The following is a 12,381-nucleotide window of genomic DNA, read 5'->3' as shown; positions in this document are numbered from 1 at the left end:
GTATGGAAAAGGTTTCAAGATTGTGGATATACTACCTGCTCCACCACCCTGCGGAGAATTTTCATGTCAAATGAAGTCAAGACGCAAGAAGAGGGTATTCCCAAGTTCGGCAAGCTGCTCATCGTCCTGTTTCTGGCCGTGGTGTTCTGCGGTGCCCTGACCTGGATCATGGGCACCTACTTCCCGAACTTCCCGGGCGCCTGACCAAACCTGCTGCGCGTCGCGCTTTGCGGCCTGCGATGCTCACCGTACTAGAGTACGGTTGCGCTTCTTAGCCACAAATCACTGCCGCTCGCGACGGTTTGTTCAGGCGCCTCCTTTGTCAGGCTTAAGGCTTGAGCGGCTTCTTTGCCGCCTGCTTGGCGCGCACGTCGGTGACGGCGCGGTTGATGGCCGCCATGCGTGAGTTGGTACCTGGATGCAGAGCCGTGTAGCCGTTGGCGACTGTCGCCGGCACTTGCGTGGCCAGGCGCTGCCAGAAGCGGGCGGCGTTGTCGACGTTGTAGCCGGCGCGCGCCAGCAGGTAGATGGCCAGGGTGTCGGCTTGTACGTCGAGTTCCTGCGGCATGGGCTTGATGCCGGCGGCGCCCGTCAGCATCGATACGTCGGGCTGCACGGCGCCCAGGCTGTCGATGATGCTGCCGGCCGTACCGGCCGTGCGCTGGCTGCGCGCGTGATCGAGGATGTTGTGCGCCATTTCGCGGGCGATCACGAAGGCGATGCCTTCGTCGTTTTGCGCCGCATTGAGCATGCCGCGCGTGAGCATGATGCGCGCGCCGTCCGAATACGCGTTGACATTGTCCGCATTGCCCAGGGCGACGCGGAAGGCGCAGGCGCGCGTGACGGGAATTTTCAGGTCCTGTGGCTGGCCGTCGCGGGCGATGGTCATGTTCAGGCTGGCGCTCTTCGAGGCCAGCGGGCCGACGATGGCGCCGAACGGGCCTTCCGCTTTCGGGCCGGCCGGCAGCGGCTTGCCTTCGGCGGCCAGCAAGCCGTCGCCCTTGCGCAAGCCGGCGCGCGCGGCGCCGCTGCCAGGCAGCACGCCCGAGACCTGCATCTGTTCGCCATAGCCGAGGGCTGCCTGCGCCGCATCGGCATAGATGCCAGGGTAGGAATACTTATTCTGCGCCGTGAAGCCCAGCAGGTTGCGTGCATACGTCTTGCACAGGTCCGAATTGTTGATCAGCAGGGGCGCCGAAACTTTCGACAGGCGATCCTGCAGCGCCACCATCTTCACCAGCTCTTCCTGCGCTGCCTTTTGCTGCGCCGTCGGCGCGGGCGCATCGGGCGCAGGCACCACGTTGAACGGGCCGCTGACAGTCGTCGTTGGCGTGGTACAGGCAGAGAGAAGGGCAACGCAAGCCACTAGCAGTGGCGAGGCCAGATGGCGCAGCGAAGTCGGGGCTGAGATCAGATGGCGGAAACCTGGCATAAGAAATTCCTTAATGTTTTCCGGTGCTGCCGAAACCGCCAACACCGCGTTCGCTGTCGCCGAATTCCTCGACGACGTTAAAGCCCACTTGCAGCACCGGCACGATAATCAGCTGCGCCAGGCGTTCCATGGGATTGAGCGTGAAAGCGCTCTGGCCCCGGTTCCAGGTCGATACCATCAGCTGGCCCTGGTAATCGGAATCGATCAAGCCTACCAGATTCCCCAGGACGATGCCGTTTTTGTGGCCCATGCCGCTGCGCGGCAAAATCATGGCAGCATACGACGGGTCGCCGATGTGGATGGCCAGGCCGGTGGGAATGAGCACCGTCTGACCCGCTTCGATGGTGATGGGCGCGTCGATACAGGCGCGCAAATCGAGGCCGGCGCTGCCCGGGGTGGCGTAGGCCGGCAGCAGTTCCTGCATGCGGGCGTCGAGGATCTTGATGTCGATATTTTTCATTAATCTGATTAACTAAGCTAAGTCGTATAAAGGGTTACTTGAGCAGCGAATTCTTGGCGATTCGCTTCGAGATTTCGGAAATCAGCTGGCGCGCCAGGTTCAGTTTCGAGGCGCGCGGCAGCACGGTATGGCCTTCTTCATCGAACAGGATGATGGTGTTGTCGTCCTGGCCAAACGTGTTCTGGCCGATATTGCCGACCAGCAGAGGAATGCCTTTTTTCTCGCGCTTGGTCGAGCCAAATTCCACCAGGTTTTCCGATTCGGCGGCAAAGCCGACGCAGTAGGGATAGCCGGCCAGGTTGGTGCGTGCCGCCACGGTGGCCAAAATATCGGGATTTTGCACGAACTGCAGTTCGGGCACGGAGCCGTCGGCCTGCTTTTTCATCTTCTGGTCGCTGGCGTTGGCGACTCTCCAGTCGGCCACGGCGGCCACGGCGACGAAGACATGCTGGCCGTCGACGTGGGCCAGTACCGCATCGTGCATCTGCTGCGCGCTTTGCACGTCGATGCGGTGCACGCCGAAGGGCGCGTCGAGGGCCGTGGGGCCGGAAATGAGCAGCACCTCGGCGCCCGCCTCGCGCGCCGCGCGCGCCACCGCATAGCCCATCTTGCCCGAAGACAGATTGGTGATGCCGCGTACGGGGTCGATGGCTTCAAAAGTTGGACCGGCCGTGACCAGCACGCGCCTGCCCGCCAGGACTTTCGGCTGGAAGGCGGCGATCAGCTCCGTCAACAGCTGTTCCGGTTCCAGCATGCGGCCCAGGCCAACTTCGCCGCATGCCTGTTCGCCGGCGGCAGGGCCGAACAGCTTGATGCCGTCGTCGCGCAGCTGCTGCACATTGCGCTGCGTGGCGGGGTTCTGCCACATTTCCACATTCATGGCCGGGGCCACCAGCAAAGGCAGGTGGGCCGGGCGGGCCAGGCACAGGGTCGAGAGCAGGTCGTCGCACACGCCGTGCGCAAGTTTACGCAGAAAATCGGCCGAACACGGCGCGATCAGGATGGCGTCCGCATGGCGCGTCAAATCGATATGCGCCATGTTGTTATCGATGCGCGCATCCCACTGGCTGGTGTGCACGGGGTGGCCCGACAGGGCCTGCATCGTCACGGCGGTGATGAAGTGGCTGGCCGCATCTGTCATCACCACCTGCACCGAGGCGCCAGACTTGGTCAGGGCGCGGCACAGTTCCGCCGCCTTGTAGCAGGCGACGCCGCCCGAGAGTCCCAGGACGATTTTTTTGCCGGACAATTCCATGCCGTTCTCCTGCGTGTTTATTTGTTTACCCGGCGCAGTTCATCGATGATGAACAGGGCCGCGCCGATGCAGATGGCGCTGTCGGCGATGTTGAAGGCGGGGAAGTGGCCCCAGCTTTTCCAGTGGAAGTCGAGGAAGTCGACCACGTGGCCGTACATCAGGCGGTCGATGGCGTTGCCCAGCGCGCCGCCCAGGATCAGTGCCAGGGCCCAGCAGAACATGCGCTGGCCGGCGTGCTTTTTCAGCAAATAAATGATGTAGACGGCTGCCACGAGGGCGATGGCGGTGAAGAAATAGCGCTGCCAGCCGCCCTGGTCGGACAGGAAGCTGAACGCGGCGCCCTTGTTATACGCGAGCACCAGGTTGAAATACGAGGTGATGACCATCTCCTGCGCATAGCGGAAAGTCTTCAGGATCGTGATCTTGGTGATCTGGTCGAACAGGATGACGATGGCGGCAATGCCCAGCCAGGGCACCAGCGACGAGGAGGACGATTTCGATGAAAAACGGTTTTTAGTGGCCATATTTTTCCAGGGAAGATAAAGCCGCCGCCTGGTGGCAGGCGGCGGTTGGACTCATAGCATACAACGGCGGGCAAAATCGTAGCGAGCGGCAGCGAGTTGTGGCCGAGAGGCGCAGCTGTACTTTAGTACAGCGAGCATCGCAGGCCGCAAATCGCGACGCGCAGTAGATTTTGACGACGTTGTTTAGGCGAAGCGGCGTTTCTCGCCCGCGCCAAACAGGTTGCTGACGCAGCGGCCGCACAGGGTAGCATGCGCGGCGTCCGTGCCCACGTCCGCACGGTAGTGCCAGCAGCGCTCGCACTTCGGCGCCGTCGACGCGGCCACGACGATTTCCTCTGCCGCCTCGTCGGCTACTTCGGCCACGCTGGCCTGCGAGGTGATGAAGACGAATTTCAAGTCCTCGCCCAGGGTGGTCAACAGCTTGTACTTCATCGGCGCGGCCTTGATCGTCAGTTCCGCCTGCAGCGAGGAGCCGATGGCGCCCGAGGTGCGCAAGTCTTCCAGCTGTTTTGTGACGTCCGTGCGCACGGCGCGCAGGGCCGTGTATTTCTCCAGCAGGGCGGCCGCGTCCGACACTTCCGGCAGCTGCCACCAGGTTTGCGTGAAGATGGTTTCATCGCTGGCGGCATACGCATCCGCGCCGGCGAAGACAGCCCATGCTTCTTCGGCCGTGAACGACAGGGCGGGGGCCATCAGGCGCAGCAGGCTTTGCGTGATATGCCACAGGGCCGTCTGCGCCGAGCGGCGTGCGTGCGACGTCAAGCCGGAGGTGTACAAACGGTCCTTCAGGATGTCCAGGTAGAATCCACCCAGGTCTTCCGAGCAGTACGTCTGCAGCTTCGACACCACTGGCTGGAATTCGTAGCGTGCGTAGTTGTTCTCGATCTGCGTTTGCAGCGAGGCCATGTTGGCCAGCGCATAGCGGTCGATTTCGAACATCTCCGCCACCGGCACGGCGTCCGTGGCCGGATTGAAGTCCGAGGTGTTGGCCAGCAGGAAGCGCAGGGTGTTGCGGATGCGGCGGTACGCTTCCGTCACGCGTTTCAGGATCTCGTCGGAGATCGACAGCTCGCCCGTGTAGTCGGTCGAGGCGATCCACAGGCGCAGGATGTCGGCGCCCAGGGTGTCCGAGATCTTTTGCGGCGCCAGGGTGTTGCCCAGCGACTTGGACATCTTCTTGCCTTCGCCATCGACCGTGAAGCCGTGCGTCAGCAGGGCTTTATACGGCGGACGGCCATTCAGCATCGACGACACCAGCAGGGACGAGTGGAACCAGCCGCGATGCTGGTCCGAACCTTCCAGGTACAGGTCGGCCGGGAATTGCAGCTGCGTCGAATGCGAGCCATGGCCTTGCGGGCCGCCCAGCACCGTCTGGTGCGTGGCGCCGGAATCGAACCATACGTCCAGCGTGTCCTTGTTCTTGGCGTAAATGGCCGCTTCGTCGCCGATCAGGTCTTTCAAGTCCAGCGCCTGCCATGCCTCGATGCCGTTTTTTTCGATCAGCTTGGCCACTTGCTCCAGCAGTTCCGGCGTGCGCGGATGCAGGTCGCCCGTTTCCTTGTGCACGATGAAAGCCATCGGCACGCCCCACTGGCGCTGGCGCGACAGGGTCCAGTCAGGACGGTTGGCGATCATGCCGTGCAGGCGCGCCTGGCCCCAGTCCGGGAAGAACTCGGTCTCGGCGATGCCTTTCAACGCGGTTTCGCGCAGGGTCGCGCCGCCGTCCTTCGGCGTCACGTCCATGCCGGCGAACCACTGCGAGGTGGCGCGGTAGATGACAGGCTTTTTATGACGCCAGCAGTGCATGTAGCTGTGGTCGAACATCTTGACTTCGAACAGGGCGCCCGCTTCTTTCAGGGCGGCGCAGATCGGCTTGGAAGCATCCCAGATGCTCATGCCGCCGAACAGCGGCAAGGTCGAAACGTAATTGCCGTCGCCCATGACGGGCTTGATGATGTCGTCGTCCTTCATGCCGTGCGCCTTGCACGAGATAAAGTCGTCCACGCCATACGCCGGCGCCGAGTGCACCACGCCCGTGCCGCTTTCGGCGGTCACGTAATCGGCCAGGTACATCGGAGACAGGCGGTCGTAGAAAGCATCCGACGCGTGCAGCGGATGGCGGAAGCTGATGCCTTCCAGCGCGGCGCCATCGCAGGTGGCGATCGTCGTGCCATCGAGCTTGTAGCGCGCCAGGCAGGATTCGACCAGGTCTTGCGCCAGAATCAGCAGCAAAGGCTGGCCATCGCGCGAGGTTTCGACCAGCGCGTATTTCAATTCAGGATGGACGTTCAGTGCCTGGTTCGACGGGATGGTCCAAGGCGTGGTGGTCCAGATGACGACGAAGCCGTTCTCGGTCGGCAGTGTCGGCAGATTGAAGGCTTTTGCCAGCTTGTCGAATTCGGCGAACTTGAAGCCGACATCGATGGCCGGGTCGCGTTTGTTTTCGTATTCGATTTCAGCTTCCGCCAGCGCCGACTGGCAATCAAAACACCAGTTGACCGGTTTCAGGCCACGGTAGACATAGCCTTTTTCCAGCAGCTTGCCCAGCGCGCGCAATTCGTCGGCTTCATTGCCGTGCGCCATGGTCAGGTACGGGTTGTCCCACTCGCCCAGCACGCCCAGGCGAATAAAATCTTTCTTCTGGCGCTCGACCTGCACGTTGGCGTAGGCGCGGGCCTTTTCCAGCACTTCGGCCGTCGGCAGGTTCTTGCCGTGCAGTTTTTCGATCTGGATCTCGATCGGCATGCCGTGGCAATCCCAGCCCGGTACATACGGCGCGTCGAAGCCGGCCAGCGAGCGCGACTTGACGACCATGTCTTTGAGGATCTTGTTGACGGCGTGGCCCAGGTGGATGTCGCCATTTGCGTACGGCGGACCGTCATGCAGGATGAATTTAGGACGGCCGGCGGCAGCCTTGCGCACGCGCTCGTAAATTTTCTTGTCTTGCCATTGCTGTACCCATTGCGGTTCGCGCTTGGCCATGTCGCCGCGCATCGGGAACGGGGTTTCCGTCATGTTGACCGGGTATTTGCTTTCAGGCTTCTTGTTCTGCTTGGGCGTGGCGGGCTTGTTTTGATCGGACATAATCTTCTTTAATGGTATGGAGTCTATTTTTGTAGCGGGTTTGCGGCGGCAGGCGCCGCCAGGCGGCGGAGTTGGCCGGCGTCAAATTCGGTCGGTAGCGGTAATGGCACCGCTGCGGTGCTCAAAATAGGCGCGCGCCTGGTTCGAGTCGCGCTCGATGGCGGCCGTCAGGGTGGGCAAGTCGTCATACTTTTCTTCGTCGCGCAGCTTTTGCAAAAATTCTACGCGCACCAGCTTGCCGTAACAGGATTGATTGAAATCAAACAGATGCACTTCCAGCAAGACGCGTCCGCTGTCGTCGACGGTAGGGCGCACGCCCAGGCTGGCCACGGCGGGCAGCGCTTGCGGCGCCAGGCCGTGCACTTGCACGATGAAGATGCCGGACAGGGCGGGGCGGTGCGCCACGCGCAGGTTCAGGGTGGGAAAACCCAGGGTGCGGCCCAGCTTCTGGCCGTGGATCACATGGCCGGAAATGGCGTATGGGTGGCCCAGCAACTGCGTGGCCAGCGGGAAGTCGCCGGCGGCCAGGGCCAGGCGCACGGCCGACGACGAGATGCGCGTGCTGCCATTCATGACGGTAGGCAATGTTTCTACGTGGAAACCATGTTCGCGGCCCGCGTCCTGCAGCATGGCGACGTCGCCGGCGCGCCGGGCGCCATAGCAGAAATCGTCGCCGACCATCAGCCATTTCACGTGCAAGCCGTCGACGAGGACTTTTTGCGTGAATTCCTGCGGCGTCAAGGCGGCAAATTGCGCGCTGAAGTGCTCGACGACGACTCTATCGATGCCGGCGTCGTCCAGCGATTGCAGCTTGTCGCGCAGGTTGGCGATGCGCTGCGGCGCCTTCGACAGGTCGCCGGCGCGCTGCGCGAAGAATTCGCGCGGGTGCGGTTCGAACGTCATCACGGCCGCTTCAATGCCGAGTTCGGTCGCCGCGCCGCGCACGCGCGCCAGCAAGGCTTGATGGCCGATGTGGACACCGTCAAAATTGCCGATGGTCAGAGCGCAAGGCGCTCGTGCCTGGGCATTGGGAAGTCCGCGGAATACCTTCATAGGAATCTGATGAAAACTGTGCCAAAAGGGGGATTATACGGACTGTTTCAGGGATGCACACCCGGCAGGGCTGGCGCAGGGCGAATTTCACTGCTGAAATAACAAAAAGCGTTGCCGGCGGGTGTGCTGGCAACGCTTTAATATGGATACACTACACTCTCAACGTCGAAGCCAGGCGTAGCGAGCGGCAGTGATTTGTGGCCGAGAAGCGCAACCGTACGCTAGTACGGTGAGCATCACAGGCCGCAAAGCGCGACGCGCAGTAGCCTGGGTTCGATGTCAATTACTTGTTCATCAAAGTCCAGTAACGGGCCAGGTCAGCAGCGCCATCCGTGCCCTTGACGGTCTTGAACGCCGTCGTGGCATTGGACTTCTTGCCGGCGTGCATGTAGGCGATGCCCAGATGCAGCTTGGCTTCTTCCGCATACTTGGCGGTGCCCAGTTTCACAGCGTCGTTCATCAAGCCCAGGCCCTTGTCGGCCTGGCCATCGTAGACCAGGGCGAAGCCCAGCTTGCTCAAGCTGTCGGCATCCTTGTTCTTCACGTATTCCGCTTCCGACTTGGCGGCGCTGGCTTTCAGGTCGGCCTGGGTTTTCAGGGCCAGGTCTTTCAGGCGCTGGTGACGCGGTGCGTCGGCGCCGGTGCCCAGCACGCCTTTTTTGTAGCCCTGCTCGATGATGCTCAATGCTTCACCTGGATTGCCTGCTTGCAGGGCCAGCTGGCTGATTTCCATGTATTCGGACGGCTTGGTGAACAGGCCGTTGGCCAGGCGCAGGCGCTGGACGTCCAGGCTCAGGCGTTGCGAGAAGCCAGGTTTGCCCGATACGCGGTTCAGCAGGTCGGCCCAGTAGCTGGTCTTCGGATAGCTCGATGCCAGTTTTTCCAAGGTGGCCACATAGCCGGCCTTGTCGTTTTGCTTCATCTGGATGTTGGCCAGCATTTGCAGGCTCGCTTCCGAGTTGCCGCCGCGCGCTTGCAGTTCCTTCGCCGCTTCGGCGTAGTTGCCGCTGACGTAGTAGGTCTGGATCAGGAGTTCGCGCATCTGTGGATCTTCGCGGTCTTTCAGCGAGCGTTTGATCCAGGTGATGGTGTTCGGCCAGTCCTTGGCGCGGTAGTACATGCCTGCCAGCGCTTGTGTGAATTTGGGGGCTTCGGCGGCGCTCAGGCGGCCGGAATTGATGACGGCTTCGAAAGCCTTGATGGCGGCGCCATTATCGCCGGCAGCAGCAGCGGCCGAGGCGCGCACGCGCTCGATCTGGTAGCTTTCAAAGGCGGTCTTGCCGCCGACGCTGTCTGCTTCACGCAGTTTGGCCAGCGCTTCCTTGTTTTTGCCGCTGCTAGCGAGTTTTTGCGCTTCTTGCAGTGGCTTGCCCACTTCGGCGCGCACGGTGTCCGCGGCGTATGCCAGCGAGCCCAGGCCGATTACGGGAGTTGCTGCGGTAAAACCGATAGCGGCCATGACGAGGCCGAGATGAGCGAGACGAAACTTGGACATAAGAAAGTCTTTCAGTAAAAAGCGAATAGGCAGGAAGTCCTGCCTATTCGGATGTAAAGATAACCTGATTGCTACAGCTTACTGGAATTGCTCGTTGCCGACCAGACCGATTTTGGTCACGCCCAGACGCTGCGCCGACGCCATCACACCGGCGACGACTTTGTATTCCACCAGCTTGTTAGGACGCAGATGCACTTCTGGCTGGTCTGCTTGCGCAGCAACGTTGCTCAGCTTGGCTTCCAGCGTATTACGATCAGGTACGACCTGATTGTCCCACAAGATAGTGCCATCAAAATCGACATCGATCGTGACGACCACTGGTTCGGTTGTCGGTGGCGGCGGGGTGCCGACCGGCATGTTCAGGTTCACCGAGTGGTTTTGCTTAGGAATCGTGATGATCAACATGATAATCAGCACCAGCATCACGTCGATGAGGGGCGTCATGTTCAGTTCCATCATTGGTTCCGGATCCGCGCCTGGAGCGCTTCCCGAACCGACATTCATACTCATAGTGTTTCCTTTAAGAAGTCCAACGAAGCACCGGGCAAAACTGCCGCCCGGTCAGCTTCCGGCAGCGGCATCCCCCTGTTGCCGGGACGCCGCTGCCAGCCGCTATCAGCCCTTGTCAGGTGGTTCGGTGATGAAGCCGACCTTCTGGATCCCGGCACGTTGGGTCGTGTAAATAACCCGGCCGATCGATTCGTAGCGTGTTTCTTGGTCGCCACGAACGTGTACTTCCGGCTGCGGTACTTTCACTGCTTCAACTTTAAGATAATCGAACAGTTCGTTCGTGTCTTTCAGTCTGGTCTGGCCCAGGTAAATCTCGCCATCCTTGTTAACAACGATGTTAACGTTCTCTGGCTTGGTTTGCAGGGCTTGATTGGCCTCAATCGGCAGATCGATTTTCTGCAGCTTGAGGACAACTGGACTCGTAATCAAGAAAATGATCAGCAAAACCAACATGATGTCGACGAGCGGCGTCGTGTTGATTTCTGACATTACTTGATCTTCATCTCCGCTGTCGGAGCCGACGGACATCGACATGATTCTTATCCGATCTTTTTAGCGCCGGCAGCACGGCCAGCTTCGCTGGTCGACATGGCGCCGGAGATCAGTACCGAGTGAACGTCGGCGCTGAACGAGCGGATGTCTTCCATTGCGGATTTGTTACGACGCACCAGCCAGTTGTAACCCAAAACGGCAGGAACGGCGACCAGCAGACCGAACGCGGTCATGATCAGTGCTTCACCAACTGGACCAGCCACTTTATCGATCGATGCGTTACCGGTCATGCCGATAGCGGTCAGCGCGCCGTAAATACCCCAGACGGTACCGAACAGACCGATAAACGGTGCGGTCGAACCAACGGTTGCCAGGAACGACAGGCCATCTTGCAGACGCGATTGGACTTTGTCCGAAGCGCGCTGGATCGACATCGTCACCCAGGTCGACAGATCGATTTGTTCCAGCAGGGCGCCGTCATGGTGCGCGGTTGCCTTGGTGCCCGATTCAGCGATGAAGCGGAATGGCGAGCCTTCGCTCAAGGTTGCCGAACCAGCAGCGATCGAAGGAGCTTTCCAGAATTTGGAAGCGGCTTCTTTGGCTTGCTTGAAGATCTTCATTTGATCGATCAGCTTGGTGATGATGATGTACCAGCTGCCGATCGACATGATGGACAGGATGATCAGGGTAGCGCGTGGCACGAAGCCGCCGTCCCAGACTGCGGACAGGCCGAACGGGTTATGCACTTCTTCAGTTTTGGCTGGAGCTGCTGCATCAGCGGCTGGAGCTGCTGCGTCTGCTGCTGGAGCGGCTGCATCTGCGGCAACTGGTGCTGGTGCAGCGTCTGCCGCAGGAGCCGAAGCGGCAGCCGATGCTGGCGCGTCAGCGAATGCCGGAGCTGCTACCAGAGCGGTAGTAGCGGTGACGGACAACAGAACCGCGGCAAAAAATGCGGACAAACGGGTATTCTTAAACATGCTTCCTCCAAAATTAAAAATAACAGATCGCTGAACGTAATGACAACGAAATCATGGTGTGAGACAGGGGATAACTGTCTCGGGTGTTAATCCAGCGACCAAACGTATTGCATTTGCTGCCAGCCTTGTTCCGGCTTGCCGTCAACTGTTGCCGGCTTAAATGTACAGCGGCTGATACCTTGCACCGCAGCTTTGTCCAGGTCTCTGAAGCCGCTGGACTTCACGATCTTCGAATCAGCGACCTTGCCGTCCACACCGATCAGGAACGACAGTGTCACCACACCGGTTTCCTCGTTGCGCTGCGACGACTTTGGATAAGCCGGTTTTTCGCAGACACTGAAGTCAACCACGGCCGGTGTACGCACCGATTTGGCTGGTCCAGGAGTTGGCGTAGGCTGTGCAGGCGGCGCTGGCGGTGCCAATACATTCGTGGCTGGCTTCACGGCAGTCGTATTTGCAATCACGTTCTGCTGTGGTGGCGGCTGCTGCACGTTCACCTCGACTGGCGGAATGAATGGCGGCGGTGGCGCTTTCATTTCTGGCGGCGGTGGTGGCGGTGGAAGATCCTTCGGTGGAGGCGGTTTGACTTCCTCGATAATCTTGGTTTCAACCGGTTCCATCATTTTGGTGACCAACCGCTTGCCCAAGCCCGTCGCGATCCCGTAAGCCGCGAGAACGTGCAGCAGGACAACGACGGTGATGCCTGTGTAGTTCTTGGGACTTTTCTCGTTCGAAAAATTCATGCCTGCTTTCTCCAAATACCATCTCTTGTCTTGCAACTGAACCCCAAAATGACGACACAAAGCTCCAGCCGTATCCGGGACGTCGCCGAATTATACATACGAATTCTTTATTTTACACAGATTTTTAACGCCTAAAACCGGTTAAATTTTTGGCGCTTTTGCGCCCTGAAAACGTACTTGCTTATGTCATCTTTGCACGCTTTCGGACATAAAAAAAGGCGGTCTTATCGGTTTTTTACAGCCGTTTTGGGCGACTACTGCTAAGTTCTCCGATGTGCCCATATGACGGAATTATATTTCGTGATAATCAATATGGAAACCGCTAAATTTGGAGAAAAATATTTCCCATGAGGAAT

The 12,381-nt window shown here is 59.8% G+C and carries 12 protein-coding genes; 1 reads left to right on the top strand and 11 read right to left on the bottom strand.

Translation table 11 applies throughout. The features are described 5' to 3' along the window. Nucleotides 1-63 precede the first annotated feature (63 nt). On the top strand, nt 64-204 hold the full coding sequence (locus tag CNX70_RS28635; RefSeq protein WP_162835767.1) for a hypothetical protein: 141 nt from the start codon (nt 64-66) through the stop codon (nt 202-204). 124 nt (nt 205-328) lie between these two features. Here CNX70_RS28635 and CNX70_RS23645 read toward each other — a convergent pair whose 3' ends face one another. From CNX70_RS23645 to CNX70_RS23595, 11 genes are all read right to left on the bottom strand, one after another. Beyond that, the gene (locus CNX70_RS23645; protein WP_096237539.1) at nt 329-1,432 is read right to left on the bottom strand and encodes a M48 family metallopeptidase; all 1,104 of its coding nucleotides are present in this window, start codon (nt 1,430-1,432) and stop codon (nt 329-331) included. 10 nt (nt 1,433-1,442) lie between these two features. Continuing rightward, nucleotides 1,443-1,892, bottom strand: coding sequence for a dUTP diphosphatase (dut, locus tag CNX70_RS23640; RefSeq protein ID WP_086140592.1), 450 nt, complete (start codon nt 1,890-1,892; stop codon nt 1,443-1,445). Between the two features lie 34 nt (nt 1,893-1,926). After that, the gene (gene coaBC, locus CNX70_RS23635; protein WP_096237538.1) at nt 1,927-3,147 is read right to left on the bottom strand and encodes a bifunctional phosphopantothenoylcysteine decarboxylase/phosphopantothenate--cysteine ligase CoaBC; all 1,221 of its coding nucleotides are present in this window, start codon (nt 3,145-3,147) and stop codon (nt 1,927-1,929) included. 17 nt (nt 3,148-3,164) lie between these two features. Further along, entirely contained in the window at nt 3,165-3,671 is a 507-nt protein-coding gene (lspA, locus tag CNX70_RS23630; RefSeq protein ID WP_096237537.1) for a signal peptidase II, read from the bottom strand. A gap of 183 nt (nt 3,672-3,854) precedes the next feature. Continuing rightward, the gene (ileS, locus tag CNX70_RS23625; RefSeq protein WP_096237536.1) at nt 3,855-6,755 is read right to left on the bottom strand and encodes an isoleucine--tRNA ligase; all 2,901 of its coding nucleotides are present in this window, start codon (nt 6,753-6,755) and stop codon (nt 3,855-3,857) included. 81 nt (nt 6,756-6,836) lie between these two features. Then, nucleotides 6,837-7,808: a bifunctional riboflavin kinase/FAD synthetase gene (locus CNX70_RS23620; RefSeq protein ID WP_096237535.1), complete on the bottom strand. Its 972-nt coding sequence runs from the start codon at nt 7,806-7,808 to the stop codon at nt 6,837-6,839. 283 nt (nt 7,809-8,091) lie between these two features. Further along, on the bottom strand, nt 8,092-9,303 hold the full coding sequence (locus tag CNX70_RS23615) for a tetratricopeptide repeat protein (protein WP_096237534.1): 1,212 nt from the start codon (nt 9,301-9,303) through the stop codon (nt 8,092-8,094). Nucleotides 9,304-9,381: 78 nt separating this feature from the next. Next, nucleotides 9,382-9,813 carry an ExbD/TolR family protein gene (locus tag CNX70_RS23610; protein ID WP_180979394.1) on the bottom strand — a complete coding sequence of 144 codons (432 nt, stop codon included), beginning with the start codon at nt 9,811-9,813 and terminating at the stop codon, nt 9,382-9,384. A gap of 105 nt (nt 9,814-9,918) precedes the next feature. Further along, nucleotides 9,919-10,347 (bottom strand): ExbD/TolR family protein, encoded by a 429-nt coding sequence (locus CNX70_RS23605; RefSeq protein WP_071075811.1) that lies wholly within the window; start codon nt 10,345-10,347, stop codon nt 9,919-9,921. A 5-nt stretch (nt 10,348-10,352) separates the two neighbouring features. Continuing rightward, nucleotides 10,353-11,282: a MotA/TolQ/ExbB proton channel family protein gene (locus CNX70_RS23600; protein ID WP_167389714.1), complete on the bottom strand. Its 930-nt coding sequence runs from the start codon at nt 11,280-11,282 to the stop codon at nt 10,353-10,355. Between the two features lie 86 nt (nt 11,283-11,368). Beyond that, nucleotides 11,369-12,025 (bottom strand): energy transducer TonB, encoded by a 657-nt coding sequence (locus CNX70_RS23595; RefSeq protein WP_071075813.1) that lies wholly within the window; start codon nt 12,023-12,025, stop codon nt 11,369-11,371. Between the last annotated feature and the right edge of the window lie 356 nt (nt 12,026-12,381).

The sequence above is a fragment of the Janthinobacterium svalbardense genome, from assembly GCF_002327145.1.
Lineage (GTDB): Bacteria > Pseudomonadota > Gammaproteobacteria > Burkholderiales > Burkholderiaceae_D > Janthinobacterium > Janthinobacterium tructae.
Note: the sequence above shows the minus strand (reverse complement) of the source record. Positions and strands in the feature narration are given on the sequence as shown.